The organism is Ancylobacter vacuolatus (genome assembly GCF_030813595.1).
Lineage (GTDB): Bacteria > Pseudomonadota > Alphaproteobacteria > Rhizobiales > Xanthobacteraceae > Ancylobacter > Ancylobacter vacuolatus.
The window spans coordinates 16,886-34,308 of sequence record NZ_JAUSUH010000008.1 but is presented as its reverse complement, the minus strand read 5'-3'; the positions used below and the strand labels follow the sequence as shown (position 1 = coordinate 34,308).

Sequence of the window (17,423 nt, the reverse complement as noted above, 5' to 3'; positions counted from 1 at the left end):
GCGGCCGAGGCGGGGGGAGCTGTCTTTCCTTGGCTAGGCTTGCGCAACGCTTGCCTTTCGCAACGGTAGTCTTTCGCAACCCTTGCCGCAACGGCCGGCTAACGATAAGCGTGCGCTGCAACATTGCGGGGTGCCCCAATATGGCGGAAATGGTGGCGGCGGAAGCCGGCGGCTCGGTGCTCGCCGCACGATATGTCGCCCGCATGGCGGCCGGCGACATCACGCCCGATGCCGGCCAGGCCCGGGTGGTCGGGGCGCTGGCGAGCCTGGAGCAGCGAATCGCCTCCCGCCGCCTCGCCCGCAAATCCTCGGCGCTGGGCTGGCTGTTCGCGCGGCGCGAGGACAGCATTCCCCGGGTGCGCGGCCTTTACATCCATGGCGCCGTCGGGCGCGGCAAGACCATGCTGGTCGACCTGTTCTATGAGAGCGTGGCGGTGCGCAAGCGCAAGCGGCGGGCGCATTTCCACGAATTCATGGCCGATGTCCACGCCCGCATCTTCCAGGTGCGCAAGGACATGAAGGAAGGCCGACTGAAGGACGGCGACCCCATCGCCCCGGTCGCCGCCGCGCTCTATGAGGAAGCGTGGCTCTTGTGCTTCGACGAGTTCCACGTCACCGACATCGCCGACGCGATGATCCTCGGCCGCCTGTTCGAAAAACTGTTCGATCTCGGCGTGGTCATCGTCGCCACCTCCAATGTCGCCCCGGACGATCTCTATAAGGGCGGCCTCAACCGGGCGCTGTTCCTGCCGTTCATCGCCATGATCGAGCAGCACATGGAAGTGGTGCGGATCGAATCGCCCACCGACTACCGGATGGAAAAGCTCGGCGGCGCCCGCACCTGGTATGTGCCGGCGGCGCACGAGACCATGGCCGATATCGACCGCGAGATGGACAAGGTCTGGCACCGCATCGCCGGCATTGACGGCGGCGCCCCCGCCCGTGTCACGTCAGGCGCGCGGACCATCCCGGTGCCGCGCGCCGGCGGCGGCGGCGCCCGCTTCACCTTCGCCGATCTGTGCGGCGTGCCGCTGGGCGCCACCGACTATCTGCGCCTGGCGCGGACCTACCACACGCTGGTCATCGACCATATTCCCCAGCTCGACCAGGACACGCGCAACGAGGCCAAGCGCTTCATCACGCTGATCGACGAGCTGTATGAGAAGGGCGTGAAGGTGGTCGCCTCCGCCCCCGCCGAGCCCGAGCAACTCTACCTCGGCACCGAGGGCGCGGAAGCCTTTGAATGGGCGCGCACCGTTTCGCGCCTGCACGAGATGCGCTCCGACGACTATATCGCCCGCCCGCATGGGCGTGGCGATTCGCACGCCAGCGGCAACACGACCGGCCTCGTCGAGACCTGAAGGAAGCGCTGCATGGCGGCCCGGCCCTTACCGCATGCCAAGGACGCCCGCCCGGCGGGCGCCTCACCGCGAAATACCCCGCCCGGGAAGGCTTCCGCATGAGCACGCACGCCCCCCACTCGCACGAACACCCCCCGCATCACAGCTGCGCCCTCACCGGCGAGATCGTTTCCGCGCGCGATGGCCTGCGCCTCGACATGCTGCGGCCGGGCCTTGCCGACCACATAAGGGCGCTGCATCCCGACATCGCGCCCGATGCCTATATCTCGCGCAAGGCGCTGGCGAAGGAGCGCAGCGCCTATATCGCTGCCACGCTGAAGGCCGAGCGCGGCGACCTCAGCGAGCTTGACCACGACGTCATCGCCAGCCTCGCGGCCAACGACATCCTCACCGAGAATATCGAGGACGAGATCGAGCTCGGGCGCACCTTCGGCGAGCGCGCCGCCGACGCCATCGCCTCCTTCGGCGGCAGCTGGACCTTCATCATCTCGTTCATGGTGTTCATCAATCTCTGGATGGCGCTGAACATCGCCGGGCTGATGGGCGCTTTCGACCCCTACCCGTTCATCCTGCTGAACCTGGTGCTGTCCTGCGTCGCCGCCCTTCAAGCGCCCGTCATCATGATGAGCCAGAAACGTCAGGAGGCGAAGGACCGGCGACGCTCGGAGAATGACTACCGCGTCAATCTGAAGGCCGAGCTGGAAATCCGCCATCTGCACGAGAAGATCGACCACATGCTCACGCGGCAATGGGAGCGCCTGGCGGAAATCCAGGCAATCCAGATCGAACTCATGGAAGATCTCGCCAGTCGGCGCCGCTAGAACATCACCCGCCCCCGTCGCTGGCAGGTATTTCGTATACCAGTACTTGGTCCGAAAGTTGTACTCGGGCGTATTTACCTCAACGGCCTTCCTCGCTTGAACCACGCAGCGATAAGGTCTATCGGAACCCCGGCGCGGCGGAGCGCCGCACCCTCCCCTCGGAAAGTCAGGAAATCTCATGGCTCGAGCAAAGATTGCACTGATCGGGGCAGGCCAGATTGGCGGTACTCTCGCCCTTCTCGCCGGCCTCAAGGAACTCGGCGACGTCGTGCTTTTCGACGTGGCGGAAGGTATCCCGCAGGGCAAGAGCCTCGACATTGCCGAAGCCTCTCCGGTCCTCGGCTTCGACGCCGCACTCGTCGGCGCCAATGGCTATGAGGGCATTGCCGGCGCCGATGTGGTGATCGTGACCGCCGGCGTGCCGCGCAAGCCCGGCATGAGCCGCTCCGATCTTCTCGGCATCAATCTCAAGGTGATGGAACAGGTCGGCGCCGGCATCAAGCAGCATGCCCCCGACGCCTTCGTCATCTGTGTCACCAACCCGCTCGACGCCATGGTGTGGGCGCTGCAGAAGGCCTCGGGCCTTCCCACCCACAAGGTGGTGGGCATGGCCGGCGTGCTCGATTCCGCCCGCTTCCGCTATTTCCTCGCCGACGAGTTCGACGTGTCGGTGGAAGACGTCACCGCCTTCGTGCTGGGCGGCCATGGCGACGACATGGTGCCGCTGGTGCGCTATTCCGGCGTCGCCGGCATCCCGCTGCCGGACCTCGTCAAGATGGGCTGGACCAGCCAGGAGAAGGTGGACGCCATCGTCGACCGCACCCGCAAGGGCGGCGGCGAGATCGTCAACCTGCTGAAGACCGGCTCGGCCTTCTACGCCCCGGCGGCCTCGGCGATCGAGATGGCCACCTCCTATCTCCGCGACAAGAAGCGCCTGCTGCCCTGCGCCGCCTATCTCACCGGCCAGTACGGCATTGACGACCTCTATCTCGGCGTACCGGTCATCATCGGCGCCAATGGCGTCGAGCGGATTGTCGAAATCGAGCTGGATGCCAATGAGCGCGCCATGCTCGACAAGTCGGTCGCCTCGGTGAAGGAACTGGTCGGCGAGTGCCAGAAGATCGCCCCCGATCTCGGCGCCTGATCGATGCCCGGCCTCCGGCGCGGGCGCCCCGGCGCCCCTGTCGCGAGGACGTGAACGGCCTTCGGGCCGATTATGGGCGGCGGGAGGGTCCCGCCGCTGGTGCCGGGCAGGCCGGTCCCGGTATTGCTTATGCTTGAGGTCACGCATTTTCGCATCGCCGTGCCGCATTCCTGCGGCATTCCCGAGGTGAATACGCGACCTATATAAAGCCTACCCGACTTTCGCTTCGCGTTGCGGAGCACCGCAGTGAGCCCGGGGCACCGGCCTCGGGCGCTCTTCGGCAAGAAAGCACTGCCACCGGACCCGAACGGTCCCCCAGGAGCCGACGATGTCGCGCGCGGACGTGAACGAGACCTTCCTCAATACCTCCTTCCTCTACGGAGCCAATGCGGCCTGGATCGAGGACCTCTATGCCCGCTATGAGGCCGACCCCAACTCGGTGGACGCCGAGTGGCAGGCCTTCTTCGCCGGGCTGAAGGACGCCCCGGCCGATGTCGAGAAGAGCGCCCGTGGCGCCTCCTGGAAGAAGGAGGGCTGGCCGATCCACGCCAATGGCGAGCTCGTCTCGGCGATGGACGGGCAGTGGATCGAGGTGGAGAAGGCGATCGGCCGCAAGGTCGAGGCCAAGGCGAGCGAGAAGGCTCAGAAGGCCGGCGTCGAGCTGTCCAGCGCCGATGTCCAGCAGGCCACCCGCGATTCCGTCAAGGCGCTGATGATGATCCGCGCCTACCGCATGCGCGGCCATCTGCACGCCAAGCTCGACCCGCTGGGTCTTGAGCCGGTGCGCGCCGCGCCCGAGCTCGACCCCGCCTCCTATGGCTTCCGCGAGGCTGATCTCGACCGGCCGATTTTCATCGACCATGTGCTGGGCCTGGAGTTCGCCACCGTCCGCCAGATGGTCGCCATCCTCCAGCGCACCTATTGCGCCACGCTCGGCGTCGAGTTCATGCACATCTCCTCCCCCGAGGAGAAGGCGTGGATCCAGGAGCGGATCGAAGGCCCGGACAAGGAAATCACCTTCACCCGCGAGGGCAAGCGCGCCATCCTCAACAAGCTGGTGGAGGCCGAGGGCTTCGAGAAGTTCCTCGATGTCCGCTACACCGGCACCAAGCGCTTCGGCCTTGACGGCGCGGAGAGCCTGATCCCGGCGCTGGAGCAGATCATCAAGCGCGGCGGCAATCTCGGCGTGAAGGAAATCGTGCTCGGCATGGCCCATCGCGGCCGGCTGAACGTGCTGACGCAAGTGATGGGCAAGCCGCACCGCGCGCTGTTCCACGAGTTCAAGGGCGGCTCCTGGGCGCCCGACGAGGTCGAGGGCTCCGGCGATGTGAAGTACCATCTCGGCGCCTCCTCCGACCGCGAGTTCGACGGCAACCAGGTCCACCTGTCGCTGACCGCCAATCCCTCGCATCTGGAAATCGTCGACCCGGTGGTGCTGGGCAAGTCGCGCGCCAAGCAGGATTTGCTGCACGACGCCGAGCGCACCCAGGTGATGCCGCTGCTGCTGCATGGCGACGCCGCCTTCGCCGGCCAGGGCGTGGTGGCCGAATGCCTCGGCCTGTCGGGACTGAAGGGACACCGCACCGGCGGCTCGATCCACTTCATCATCAACAACCAGATCGGCTTCACCACCTATCCGCGCTTCTCGCGTTCCTCGCCCTACCCGTCGGATGTCGCCAAGACCATCGAGGCGCCGATCTTCCACGTGAATGGCGACGACCCCGAGGCCGTGACCTTCGCCGCCAAGATCGCCACCGAATTCCGCCAGCGCTTCCGCAAGCCTGTCGTGGTGGACATGTTCTGCTACCGCCGCTTCGGCCATAATGAGGGCGACGAACCCGCCTTCACCCAGCCCTTGATGTACAAGCTCATCAAGCAGCACCCCTCCACGCTGGAGCTGTATTCGCGCAAGCTGGAAGCCGAGGGCGTGATCGCGCCGGGCGAGATCGACGGCATGCGCGCCGAATGGCGCTCGAAGCTCGACATCGAATATGAGGCCGGCCAGGCCTACAAGCCGAACAAGGCCGACTGGCTCGACGGCCGCTGGGCCGGGCTGAAGGCCGCCGCCGCCGAGGACGATCCGCGCCGCGGCGTCACCGGCGTCGATTTCGACGAGCTGCGCGAGATCGGCACCCGCATCACCACCGTGCCGGAAGGCTTCCACGTCCACCGCACCATCCAGCGCTTCCTCGACGCCCGCCGCAAGGCGATCCTTGACGACGGCGCCGGCATCGACTGGTCGACGGCGGAGGCGCTGGCCTTCTCCTCGCTGCTGCTGGACGGCCATCCGGTGCGCCTGTCCGGCCAGGACAGCGAGCGCGGCACCTTCTCGCAGCGCCATTCGGTGCTGATCGACCAGGAGACCGAGGAGCGCCACACCCCGTTCAACCATGTGCGGGAAGGGCAGGCGCATTACGAGGTCATTAACTCGATGCTCTCGGAAGAGGCCGTGCTCGGTTTTGAGTATGGCTACTCGCTCTCCGAGCCGAACGCGCTGACCATGTGGGAAGCCCAGTTCGGCGACTTCGCCAATGGCGCGCAGGTGATCTTCGACCAGTTCCTCTCCTCCGGCGAGCGCAAATGGCTGCGCATGTCCGGCCTGGTCTGCCTGCTGCCGCATGGCTATGAGGGCCAGGGGCCGGAGCATTCCTCCGCCCGTCTGGAGCGCTATCTGCAGATGTGCGCCGAGGACAACATGCAGGTCGCCAACCTGACGACGCCGGCGAACTATTTCCACGCCCTGCGCCGCCAGCTCAAGCGCGACTTCCGCAAGCCGCTGATCCTGATGACGCCGAAGAGCCTGCTGCGCCACAAGCGCGCCGTCTCGACGCTGGCGGAGTTTGGGCCGCAGACCACCTTCCACCGCGTGCTGTGGGACGATGCCGACCGCAACTTCGCCGCCGCCCTGCCGGCCGAGGCGGTGACGCTGAAGCCGGACAGCGAGATCCGCCGTGTCGTGCTGTGCTCGGGCAAGGTCTATTACGACCTCTATGAGGAGCGCGAGCGCCGGGGGCTGGACGACATCTATTTGATGCGCGTCGAACAGCTCTTCCCCTTCCCGCTCAAGACGCTGGCGCAGGAAATCGGCCGCTTCAAGCAGGCGGAAATCGTCTGGTGCCAGGAAGAGCCGAAGAACCAGGGCGGCTGGGCCTTCGTGCAGCCCTATCTCGAATGGGTGCTGGAACAGGCCGGCTCCGCCTCCTCGCGGCCGCGCTACACCGGCCGCCCGGCCTCCGCCGCCACGGCGACGGGGCTGATGTCCAAGCATCTCGCGCAGCTCAAGGCGTTCCTGCAGGACGCCCTGGGCTGAGCATCGCGACTATCCGCAAGACCTAAGTCCGCAAGACCCGAGGGAATGCCGGCCCCGCAGCCGGCAAACGGTGAGGAAGAACGAGCATGGCCACCGAGATCCGCGTTCCGACGCTGGGCGAATCGGTCACCGAGGCAACCATCGGCAAGTGGTTCAAGAAGGCGGGAGACACCGTCGTCGCCGATGAACCCATTGTCGAACTGGAGACCGACAAGGTCACGATCGAGGTGCCCGCGCCCTCGGCCGGCGTGCTCTCCGAGATCATCGCCAAGGACGGCGAAACGGTCGGCGTCGGCGCGCTGCTCGGCTCCATCGGCGAAGGCTCCGGCGCGGCCAAGGCCGCACCGGCTGCCGCGCCCGCCAAGGCGGAAGCTCCGAAGGCCGAGGCCCCCAAGGCTGAAGCTCCCAAGGCTGAAGCGCCGGCCCCGGCTGCCGCGTCTTCCGGCGCCAATGGCCCGGCGGTCGCCAAGCTGGCGGCGGAAAGCGGACTCAACCCCGCCATGCTCGCCGGCACCGGCAAGGATGCGCGCGTGACCAAGGGCGACATGCTCGCCGCGCTGGCCACCGCGCCGGCACCCGCCGCCGCCCGCGCCCCGGCGCCTGCCCGCGCCCCCTCCGCGCCGGATGACGCCTCGCGCGAAGAGCGCGTGAAGATGACCAAGCTGCGCCAGACCATTGCCCGCCGTCTGAAGGACGCGCAGGACACGGCGGCGATGCTCACCACCTTCAACGATGTCGACATGTCGGCGGTGATGAATCTGCGCGCCCAGTACAAGGACGTGTTCGAGAAGAAGCACGGCGTGAAGCTGGGCTTCATGGGCTTCTTCACCAAGGCGGTGATCCAGGCCCTCAAGGACGTGCCTGAGGTGAACGCCGAGATCGACGGCACCGACCTCGTCTACAAGAACTATTACCACATCGGCATCGCGGTCGGCACCGACAAGGGCCTGGTGGTTCCCGTGGTGCGCGACGCGGACCAGCTCTCGGTCGCTGGCATCGAGAAGGCCATTGCTGGCCTCGGCCGCAAGGCGCGCGACGGCAAGCTCGGCATCGAGGACATGCAGGGCGGCACCTTCACCCTGACCAATGGCGGCATCTACGGCTCGCTGATGTCGACCCCGATCCTCAACGCGCCGCAGTCGGGCATTCTCGGCATGCACCGCATCGAGGAGCGCCCGGTGGTGGTGAAGGGCCAGATCGTCGCCCGCCCGATGATGTATCTGGCGCTGAGCTATGATCACCGCATCGTCGACGGCAAGGGCGCCGTCACCTTCCTCGTCCGCGTCAAGGAAGCGCTGGAAGACCCGACCCGGCTCGTGCTGGATCTGTGATCGGGACACGTGGGTGAACCGGGCGTGGCCCGGCGGAGGATGCAATGACCTATCTCAGCGAATTCGCGGCGCTGATGGCCGTGTTCGCGGTGGTAATCGTGGCGCCGGGGGCGGATTTTGCCCTCGTCGTCCGCCAAAGCGTCGTGCATGGCCGGCGCGCCGCGCTGATCACCAGCTTTGGCATTGGCGCCTCGCTGCTGTTCCACATCAGCTACACGCTGCTGGGAATCGGTCTGATCGTCTCGCAGTCACTCGCGCTGTTCGCGCTCATCAAATGGCTGGGCGTCGCCTATCTGCTCTATCTCGGGGTGAAGTCGTTTTTCGACAAGCCGCTCGACATCGACGAGGGCGAATTGGCGGCGGGCGCCACGGCGGGCCGGTCGCTCTCGCTGGGCGCCTGCTTCGGCATGGGCTTCCTCACCAATGCCCTGAACCCGAAGCCCGTGCTGTTCTTCCTCTCGCTTTTCACCGCCCTGGTGAGCCATGAGACGCCGGCGGCCGTGTCTTTTCTCTATGGAATCGGCATGGCGAGCGCGCTGATCGCGTGGTTTGCCGGCGTCACGCTATTTTTCACCAACCCTTCTGTACGTGCCCGTTTCAAGGCGTTCGGAAGCTGGTTCAACCGGCTGACCGGCGCGACCTTCGTGCTGCTGGGCCTGCGCCTCGCGGTGCAGAAGGCCAACTGACGCAACTCGCCATCTCGAGCAAGCCCCCAAGGAACCGACCATGTCCTCTTACGACCTGATCGTCATCGGCACCGGCCCCGGCGGCTATGTCTGCGCCATCCGCGCCGCCCAGCTCGGGCTCAAGGTCGCGGTGGTCGAGAAGCGCGCCACCTTCGGCGGCACCTGCCTGAACATTGGCTGCATTCCCTCCAAGGCGCTGCTGCACGCCTCGCACCGCTTCGAGGAAGCCGGGCACAGCTTCGCCAAGATGGGCATCAAGGTCAGCGCGCCGGAGCTCGACCACGCGGCCCTGCTCGGCTTCAAGGACCAGGCGGTGGAAGGCAACACCAAGGGCGTCGCCTTCCTGATGAAGAAGAACAAGATCGATACCTTCCACGGCACGGCCAGCATCCCGGCGCCGGGCAAGATCGATATCGCCCTGGCAGATGGTTCGCAGCAGACGCTGGAGGCCAAGGCCATCGTCATCGCCACCGGCTCGGATGTGGCCAAGCTCCCCGGCATCGCGATCGACGAGACCCGCATCGTCTCCTCGACAGGCGCCATCGCGCTGGAAAAAGTGCCGGGCAAGCTGCTCGTGGTCGGCGCCGGCGTCATCGGGCTGGAGCTTGGCAGCGTGTGGCGGCGGCTGGGGGCGCAGGTTACGGTGGTCGAATATCTCGACCGCATCCTGCCCGGCATGGACCTTGACGTCGCCAAATCGTTCCAGCGCATCCTGGAAAAGCAGGGCGTGGCGTTCAAGCTCGGCGCCAAGGTCACCGGCGTCGATTCGTCGGGCGACACGCTGAAGGTCTCGGTCGAGCCCGCCGCCGGCGGCGAGGCCCAGGCGCTGGAGGCCGATGTGGTGCTCGTCGCCATCGGTCGCGTCGCCTACACCGAAGGGTTGGGGCTGGAGGCGCTCGGCGTCGAGAAGGACGCACGCGGGCGCGTCGTCACCGATCATTATTACCGCACCAGCGTGCCCGGCATCTTCGCCATTGGCGACGCCATTGCCGGTCCGATGCTGGCGCACAAGGCCGAGGATGAGGGCGTGGCGCTGGCCGAGCTGCTCGCCGGCCAGGCCGGCCATGTCAATTACGAGGTCATCCCCTCGGTGGTCTACACCTTCCCGGAGGTGGCTTCGGTCGGCAAGACCGAGGAAGAGCTGAAGCAGGCCGGCACCGCCTACAAGGTCGGCAAGTTCCCCTTCCTCGCCAATGGCCGCGCCAAGGCCAATGACGAGACCGACGGTTTCGTGAAGATCCTCGCCGACGCCACCACTGACCGTGTGCTCGGCGCCCACATCATCGGCTCGGAGGCCGGCGAGCTGATCCATGAATGCGCGGTGCTGATGGAGTTCGGCGGCTCCTCCGAGGACCTCGCCCGCACCTGCCACGCCCACCCCACCCGCTCGGAAGCGGTGAAGGAAGCGGCGATGGCGGTGGAAAAGCGCGCCATCCACATGTGACGGCGCGCCTGTCCGGCCGGCCGCAGAGGTTTCATCGACGCAAAAAGCGGCCCGGAAGTCACCTTCCGGGCCGTTCTGTCGAGGGGGAAGACGAGGGCCGGTCAGGAACCCTTGACGTCAGTCTGGGCCGCCTTGGCTGCCTGATAGGGGCAGGCGAAGGCGGTTCCAGCCACCGCAGTGGTCAGTGCAAGCGCGCACAGAGCGGTCACGAGACGCTTCATGGATTGGTCTCCTCTGGTCGGGTCCAATGCCTGCGAGTGTCCCCCACCTTCCCCAAGGTGAAAAGCCCCCGCCGGTTCCACGGCACCGCCGGGCCGCCATTTCACCACCGGATCACGCATCCGTGTAGGTGACGGCCTCGATCTTCCAGCCATCCGGGTCGAGCAGGAAGGCGGCATAGTAGCCTTCGCCATACTGCGGGCGCAGGCCCGGCCCGCCGGCATCGCGCCCGCCCGCCGCCAGCCCGGCGGCGTGGAACGCCTCCACCGCGCGGCGCGTCGGCGCCATGAAGCACAGATGAAAGCCCGGCGGCGGGGTGACGGCCTCGGCCCGGTGCTGAATCCAGAACGGCGCCGCGCCCGGCGTACCCTCCGGCGAGGGAAGTTCCCCTTCCGGCCCCCAGCAGGCGGATTCGCCTTCCGCCTCGGCATGGGAGGAAACGCGCACAAACCCCAGAGGGCCCAGCACGGCGTCATAAAAGGCGAGCGCCCGCTGATAGTCGCTGACCCCGATCGACATGTGCTCGATCATCGGCTGAATGGGCGTCATCCCGGCCTCATGTGCTGGTGGCGCGCGGATGCGCCGCCTTCCAGGCCGCCATCAGTGTCTGCGTGTCGACGGCGGCGTAGATCTGCGTGGTGGAAAGCGAGGCGTGGCCGAGAAGTTCCTGGATCGAGCGCAGATCGCCGCCACGTCCCAAGAGATGGGTGGCGAAGGAATGGCGCAGCGCGTGCGGCGTGGCGCTGTCGGGCAGGCCGAGCGCGCCGCGCATCCGCTCCACCGCCAGCTGCACGACGCGCGGCGAGAGCGGCCCGCCCTTGGCGCCGCGAAACAGCGCGCCGGTAGGCTCCAGATCATAGGGGCAGGCCCGGGCATAGGCATCGATGCCGGCGATCACCGAGGCCAGCACCGGCACCATGCGCGTCTTGCCGCCCTTGCCGTGGACGAGAATCTGGTCGCCCCGCCCCGGCAGGGGCATGTCGCGGCGCATCAGCCCCAGCGCTTCGGAAATACGCAGGCCGGAGCCGTAGAGCAGTGCCAGCACCGCCGCGTCGCGGGCGAGAATCCAGGGCTCGCGCGCATCCCCGGCCCGTGTCGCCGGGTCGGAAAGGGCGCGCGCATCCGCCATGGTCAGCGGGCGCGGCAAGGTGCGGGGAATGCGCGGCCCGCGCACGGCGGTCAGCGCCCCCACCTTGCCCAGCCCCTCGCGCTCCAAATGCCGGCCGAAGGAGCGGGCGGCGGCGAGAAAGCGCATCTGCGTGCGCGCCTCGATGCCCTCGGCCCGGCGCGCAGCGATCACGGCGCGCACATCGCGCGGCTGCATCTGCGCGAGATCGGCCATGGTGGGGGGGTGGCCGATTTGGCGCGCCAGCACGCCGAGAAAGGTCGCGACATCGCGGGCATAGGCCTCACGGGTCTTCGCCGCCAGCCGCCGCTCATGGCCGAGCCGCCCGAGCCAGCCTGTGAGCGCCGCCGCCACGTCAGGCGCCGCCCCCGCCAGCAGACCGCGCTCGGCCCGCTCCGCCTTCTGTGCGTCCGTGCTCGCCATGCTTCTCCTCCGAACCGGCACCATTCATGCCAGGGGGGTGGTTAATATTGGTTGCAACCGATGCGCGCGGCTGTCCCCGCCTCGACACGCCAGCACCACCCCGCTACCCTGCACCCCCCTCTTTCCCCTGGCGCCTTCATCTCTCCCATTGCCGCGCAAGATTTGTTTTTCTTCAGGAGTCTTCCCGTGTCTTACGAGAATTACGTAGAGTGGAAGGGCTGGGGCGGCGAAAATTTCTCCCGATATACGGCAGGCGAAGCGCTCTTTTACCATGCCGAATTCGGGCATGTCGTCGACAAGACCAGGAACCGTCAGCCGCATGTGATCGAGATCGGGTTCGGCAATGGCTCTCTGCTGGGCTGGCTCAGGGATAATGGAGCCGTTGCAACAGGCATCGAGGTTCAGGACGAACTGAAGGAAAGGGCGCGCCAGACCGGTTTCGCGGTCCTCGACACGCTCGCAGTGGTGCCGGATGAGAGCGTCGACATGGTCGTCGCCCTGGATGTCTTCGAACATATCACCTACCCGGATCTGCGCCGCCTGTGCGAGGATATCCGTCGCGTCCTGAAGCCGGGCGGCTCTTTGGTCGCGCGCTTTCCCAATGGCGACAGCCCGTTTTCGATGCCCTTCCAGAATGGCGATGCCACCCATGTTCTCCACATTGGCCGCGGCCTGATCGCAGGGCTGATGAAGGAAACGGGCCTGACGGTCGTCTCTCTCCGCGCTCCCTCCGAAATTCCCGCAGGCCTGAAGCAACGAGTAATCCTCGTCATCAAGCGTGCCATGCGCTGGCTTTTCCTGACCTATGTCCGCCTCGCCTTCATGGGACCGGCGACGCCAACGACTTTCACGTTCAATTACATGCTCGTGGCGCGCAAGAAAGAAGCCTCGTCCTGACCGCCCGCCTCCTGCGCGACAGCTGAGGAGCGCGGCCGCAACAGAGGCGGCGCCGATCGCGCAGAAGGCGGCGCACCGCGCCCCGATGCGCTATGAAGACCCCCGCCATGCCAGCGCCCACCGATTCCCCCTCCCTGTTCCCGCCGCGCGCCCGCGTGGTGGATGTGCTGCTGCCGCTCGCCATCGGCTCCGCCTATTCCTACCGCGTGCCTGACGGCATGGAGGTGGCGGTGGGCGATATCGTGGTGGTGCCGCTCGGCACCCGCACCATGCTCGGCTGCGTCTGGCCCCGCCAATCCGACTCCCGGACCGCCCAGCCGAAGCCCGTCGACCCCGCCAAGCTGAAAGCGATCCAGCGCCGCTATGACGTGGCGCCACTGAACGCGGCGATGATCGCCTTCATCGAATGGATCGCCGACTACACCGTTACCCCGCCCGGCATGGTGCTGCGCCTCGCGTTGCGCCATGACGAGAGCGCCGGCATCACGCGCGAGCGCATCGGCGTGCGGCTCACCGATCACCGGCCCGAACGGCGCACCAAGGCGCGCGACAAGGTCATCGCCGCGCTGGAAGACGGGTTCCTGCGCGCCAAGAGCGAGGCGGCGAAGGAGGCGGGCGTGTCGCCCTCGGTGGTCGACGGGCTGGTCGACGATGGCGTGCTGGAGACGGTGGTGCTGCCGCCCGAGCCCGCCGCCGAGACGCCGGACCCCGACCATGCCGTGCCGGAGCTGCTGCCGGCGCAGGCGCAGGCCGCCGCGCAGCTGGTGGCCTCGGTCAAGGCCCGCGCCTTCCAGCCCTTCCTGGTCGACGGCGTCACCGGCTCGGGCAAGACCGAGGCCTATTTCGAAGCGGTGGCGGAAGCGATGCGGCAGGGGCGGCAGACGCTGATCCTGATGCCGGAAATCGCCCTGACCCAGGCCTTTCTCGACCGCTTCGCCCGCCGCTTCGGCGTGCGGCCGGCGGAATGGCATTCCGCCGTGTCGACCAAGCGGCGCGGGCGGATCTTTCGCGGCGTCGCCTCGGGCGAGGTGTCGGTGGTGGCCGGCGCCCGCTCGGCGCTGTTCCTGCCGTTCCGCGATCTCGGCCTGATCCTGGTCGATGAGGAGCATGACAGCGCCTACAAGCAGGAGGACGGCGTCCATTACCACGCCCGCGACATGGCGGTGGTGCGGGCGCGGCTGGAGGGGGCGACCATCGCCCTCGTTTCCGCCACCCCCTCGATTGAGACGGAAGTAAACGCGCGGCGCGGGCGCTACACGCGCCTTGCCCTGCCCGAGCGTTTCGCCGGCACCAAGGTGCCCCGGCTGGAGCCGATCGATCTGCGCCGCGAGGGCCCGCCGCGCGGCCAGTGGATCGCCCCGCGCCTCGCGCGCGAGATGGAGCGCACCATCGAGGCCGGCGGGCAGGCGCTTCTGTTCCTCAACCGGCGCGGCTATGCCCCGCTCACTCTCTGCCGCGCCTGCGGCCACCGGATCAAATGCCCCTCCTGCTCCTCCTGGCTGGTCGAGCACCGCTTCCGCCGCCGGCTGGAGTGCCACCAGTGCGGCTATGCCATGCCGGTGCCCAATGAATGCCCGAACTGCCACGAGCCCAATGCGCTCATCCCCTGCGGCCCCGGCGTCGAGCGGCTGCATGAGGAGGCGGCCAAGCTTTTTCCGGACGCCCGGCTGCAGGTGCTCTCCAGCGATCTCGCCGGCGGGGTGGAGCGGCTGCGCGCCGAACTAAAGGCGATCGAGGACGGCGAGGTCGATATCATTGTCGGCACCCAGCTCGTCGCCAAGGGCCATAATTTCCCGGGCCTCGCCATGGTCGGCGTCATCGATGCCGATGTCGGGCTCGGCCATGGCGACCCCCGCGCCGCCGAGCGCACCTTCCAGCTGCTGCACCAGGTCGCCGGCCGCGCCGGCCGCCACGAGGTGGAAGGGCGCGCCTTCCTGCAGACCTACATGCCCGAGCACCCGGTGATGCAGGCGCTGGTGGCGGGCGACCGCGACGCCTTTTACGACCGCGAGATCGCCATCCGCGAGGAGGCGCATCTGCCGCCCTTCGCCCGGTTCTGCGCCCTCATCATTTCAGGCACGGACCCGCATGCGGCGCAGGCGCACGCCCGCGCGCTGGCCGCCTGCTCGCCCTTCACCGACAAGGTGCGCGTGCTCGGCCCGGCCGAGGCGCCGCTGGCGCTGATTCGCGGCCGCCATCGCTACCGCCTGCTCGCCCGCTGCGAGCGCAGCTTCGACCTCTCCGCCTATGTCCGCGCCTGGATGGCGGGCGCGCCGCGCGCCACGGGCAGCCTCAAGGTCGAGATCGACATCGACCCGCAGAGCTTTGTGTAAAGGGCAGCGCCTGCCGCGCTGCGTCATGACAATGCGTCCCGGACCTGCTTGTTTAGCGCCAAGCGGTAGCATTTGCCGGCAGTGGAGCGTGCAGCGTCATGATGAGCCTTCCGTTTTTCGGGTTTTGTATCGCCCTGGCCTTCGCCTGGGCCGGCCAGCGCTGTCTGGCGCTCGCCGCCGGCCTCGTCTCGATCGCCGTGCTGCTGACGCTGTTCAAGCTGCACGTCACCTCCGCGCTCGACATCGTGCTGTGAGGGCCGCGCCATGAATCGGGACGCCATGAACAACGACACCTCCCCGGGCTTCCTCACCCCGGAACTCTCCCGCCAGCTCAACGCGCTCGGCCTCATCGCCGTCGGCGTCGTGCTGCTGTTCGCGTTCTTTGACCAGCTGGTCGGCGGCGAATTGCCCTGCCCGCTCTGCATTCTGCAGCGCGCCGGCTTTGTCGGCGTCGGGGTGGGGCTGGCGCTGAACGTCAAGTTCGGCCCGCGCCCGAGCCACTATGCCCTCGCCATTCTCTCGGCCATGGCCGGCGGCGCCGTCGCCGCAAGGCAGGTGCTGCTGCACATCGTGCCCGGCACGGGCACGTTCGGAGCACCCTTTGGCGGCCTGCATTTCTACAGCTGGGCGCTGGCGCTGTTCATCGTCATCATTGCCGGCTGCGCGCTGCTGCTGCTGTTCGACCGGCAGTTCGCGCCCGCCGCGCGCATCCACACGCTCGGCGGCCTGACGCTGGTCGCCTTCGCGCTCATCGCGCTGCTGGCGCTAAGCAATGGCGTCTCCACCGTGCTCGAATGCGGCGGCGGCCTGTGCCCGGACGACCCGGTGAACTATCTCCTCCTTGAAGGCGAGCCGCCCGCCCCGGCACCGGCGCCCTGAGCGACGCCGCGCCGGGCCGCCCACCATTGACGGCGGCACGCGCGGCGCCTAGTTTCCTCGCCATGATGATCGCTTCGATCGAGACAGCGCGGTTCTGCGCGGGACGGCGAATTCGCCGCCCGGCCGACAGGTTCGGCCGGGTTTCCTGAACGCACGCCCTCTCGATTCCTCGTCATCATCGGACGCTCCCATGACTGCCGGTCTTTGCCGCCACCGCCTCGTCGTCGAGGCGGATGCCCATCCAAATCTCATGCTCCGCCTGCTGGAGCCCTTCGCCATCCATGACGTGCAGCCCACCCGCATCCGGCTGGACGGGCCGGCCGATGGCAAGATCGACCCCGCCCATCTCGGCACGATGCGGGCGGAGATCGCCTTCGTCGCCGGCCCCGACATCGCCGAGCGGCTCTGGGCGCGGATCGACGTGATGGTGCCGGTGCGCACCTCCCATCTCGTCTCCAGCGCCTCGGGCGAGATCGCGGCCTGAGCGATGCTGGCGCAGCTCGGTGCCATCGCCCTTGTCGTGGCGCCGGTCTTCGGCCTGATCGGCCTCGGCTTCGTCGCGTCGCTCTCGGGCCATCTGCGCGAGCGCGCCGCCGAGGGCCTGTCCGAATATGTGTTCGGGCTGGCGGTGCCGGTGCTCATCTTCAAGACGCTGGCCGAGGCGCAGCTGCCGCAGGAAGGCCAGCCCTGGGGCTACTGGATCGCCTATTTCACCGGCGCCTTCCTGGTCTTCGCCCTCGGCATGCTGGCGGCGAAAAGGCTGTTCGGGCGCGGGCATCTCGAATCGGTGATCCAGGGCTTCACCTCCGGCCAGGCCAACACGGTGTTCGTCGGCGTGCCGCTCATTCTCCAGGCCTTCGGGCCGGAAGGGGCGGTGCCGCTGTTCCTGCTGATCGCCATCCATTTGCCGATCATGATGGTGCTGGCCACCGTGCTGGCCGAAGGCGCGGCGGCCGGCATGTCGCTGGCCAGCCTGCGCAAGCTGGGGCGGATGCTGGCCTTCAACCCGATCCTGCTCGGCATCTATGCCGGCGGCATCGCCAAGCTGGCGGGCTATGTGCCGGGCGGGGTGCTGAAGCAGACGCTGGACATGCTGGCCGCCTCCGCCGTGCCCTGCGCGCTGGTCTCGCTCGGCCTCGCTTTGCACCGCTATCCCATACGCGGCGACATCGGCCCGGCGATCCTGATCTCGACCCTGAAGCTCGCCATCCACCCGGCCATCGTCTATGCGCTGACGCGGATGCTGCCGATGCCGCCGGTCTGGGCGGATGTGGCTGTTGTGTTCGCCGCCATGCCCTGCGGCATCAATGCCTATCTGCTGGCCCAGCGCTACAAGGCCGGCGTCACCGCCGCCGCCAGCGCGGTCTCGCTGTCGACAGCGGCCAGCCTGTTCACCGTGACGATCTGGTTCCTGATCCTCGGCGTCAGCTAGTTTATGCCGTCATCCCG

General features: G+C 67.7%; 15 protein-coding genes. 13 read left to right on the top strand and 2 right to left on the bottom strand.

The window, feature by feature from the left end:
• The first annotated feature begins 140 nt into the window (after window positions 1-140).
• From zapE to lpdA, 7 genes are all read left to right on the top strand, one after another.
• On the top strand, window positions 141-1,361 hold the full coding sequence (zapE, locus tag J2S76_RS16430) for a cell division protein ZapE (protein WP_307062054.1): 1,221 nt from the start codon (window positions 141-143) through the stop codon (window positions 1,359-1,361).
• A gap of 98 nt (window positions 1,362-1,459) precedes the next feature.
• Window positions 1,460-2,182 (top strand): DUF1003 domain-containing protein, encoded by a 723-nt coding sequence (locus J2S76_RS16425; protein ID WP_307062052.1) that lies wholly within the window; start codon window positions 1,460-1,462, stop codon window positions 2,180-2,182.
• A gap of 178 nt (window positions 2,183-2,360) precedes the next feature.
• Window positions 2,361-3,326, top strand: coding sequence for a malate dehydrogenase (gene mdh / locus J2S76_RS16420; protein WP_307062051.1), 966 nt, complete (start codon window positions 2,361-2,363; stop codon window positions 3,324-3,326).
• Between the two features lie 328 nt (window positions 3,327-3,654).
• Window positions 3,655-6,636 carry a 2-oxoglutarate dehydrogenase E1 component gene (locus tag J2S76_RS16415; RefSeq protein ID WP_307062049.1) on the top strand — a complete coding sequence of 994 codons (2,982 nt, stop codon included), beginning with the start codon at window positions 3,655-3,657 and terminating at the stop codon, window positions 6,634-6,636.
• A gap of 86 nt (window positions 6,637-6,722) precedes the next feature.
• On the top strand, window positions 6,723-7,967 hold the full coding sequence (gene odhB / locus J2S76_RS16410; protein ID WP_307062047.1) for a 2-oxoglutarate dehydrogenase complex dihydrolipoyllysine-residue succinyltransferase: 1,245 nt from the start codon (window positions 6,723-6,725) through the stop codon (window positions 7,965-7,967).
• Between the two features lie 44 nt (window positions 7,968-8,011).
• On the top strand, window positions 8,012-8,653 hold the full coding sequence (locus J2S76_RS16405) for a LysE family transporter (RefSeq protein ID WP_307062045.1): 642 nt from the start codon (window positions 8,012-8,014) through the stop codon (window positions 8,651-8,653).
• Window positions 8,654-8,693: 40 nt separating this feature from the next.
• On the top strand, window positions 8,694-10,097 hold the full coding sequence (lpdA, locus tag J2S76_RS16400) for a dihydrolipoyl dehydrogenase (RefSeq protein WP_307062043.1): 1,404 nt from the start codon (window positions 8,694-8,696) through the stop codon (window positions 10,095-10,097).
• Window positions 10,098-10,430: 333 nt separating this feature from the next.
• Here the strand turns inward: lpdA and J2S76_RS16395 are convergent, their stop codons facing one another.
• Together J2S76_RS16395 and J2S76_RS16390 are read right to left on the bottom strand one after the other, a co-directional pair.
• A complete protein-coding gene (locus J2S76_RS16395) occupies window positions 10,431-10,865 on the bottom strand; it encodes a VOC family protein (protein ID WP_307062041.1) in 435 nt (144 codons plus the stop codon).
• A 7-nt stretch (window positions 10,866-10,872) separates the two neighbouring features.
• On the bottom strand, window positions 10,873-11,865 hold the full coding sequence (locus J2S76_RS16390) for a tyrosine recombinase XerC (protein ID WP_307062039.1): 993 nt from the start codon (window positions 11,863-11,865) through the stop codon (window positions 10,873-10,875).
• A gap of 186 nt (window positions 11,866-12,051) precedes the next feature.
• Here J2S76_RS16390 and J2S76_RS16385 point away from each other — a divergent pair, with 186 nt between their 5' ends.
• The 6 genes from J2S76_RS16385 (at window position 12,052) to J2S76_RS16360 (ending at window position 17,406) form a co-directional block, all read left to right on the top strand.
• On the top strand, window positions 12,052-12,762 hold the full coding sequence (locus tag J2S76_RS16385; RefSeq protein WP_307062037.1) for a class I SAM-dependent methyltransferase: 711 nt from the start codon (window positions 12,052-12,054) through the stop codon (window positions 12,760-12,762).
• A gap of 107 nt (window positions 12,763-12,869) precedes the next feature.
• Window positions 12,870-15,095: a primosomal protein N' gene (locus J2S76_RS16380; protein ID WP_307062036.1), complete on the top strand. Its 2,226-nt coding sequence runs from the start codon at window positions 12,870-12,872 to the stop codon at window positions 15,093-15,095.
• Window positions 15,096-15,193: 98 nt separating this feature from the next.
• Window positions 15,194-15,349 (top strand): DUF5993 family protein, encoded by a 156-nt coding sequence (locus tag J2S76_RS16375; RefSeq protein WP_307062034.1) that lies wholly within the window; start codon window positions 15,194-15,196, stop codon window positions 15,347-15,349.
• 25 nt (window positions 15,350-15,374) lie between these two features.
• Window positions 15,375-15,974 (top strand): disulfide bond formation protein B, encoded by a 600-nt coding sequence (locus tag J2S76_RS16370; RefSeq protein ID WP_370874768.1) that lies wholly within the window; start codon window positions 15,375-15,377, stop codon window positions 15,972-15,974.
• Between the two features lie 190 nt (window positions 15,975-16,164).
• Window positions 16,165-16,458: a hypothetical protein gene (locus J2S76_RS16365; protein ID WP_018388049.1), complete on the top strand. Its 294-nt coding sequence runs from the start codon at window positions 16,165-16,167 to the stop codon at window positions 16,456-16,458.
• Window positions 16,459-16,461: 3 nt separating this feature from the next.
• Window positions 16,462-17,406, top strand: coding sequence for an AEC family transporter (locus J2S76_RS16360; protein WP_307062030.1), 945 nt, complete (start codon window positions 16,462-16,464; stop codon window positions 17,404-17,406).
• Window positions 17,407-17,423: the final 17 nt, after the last annotated feature.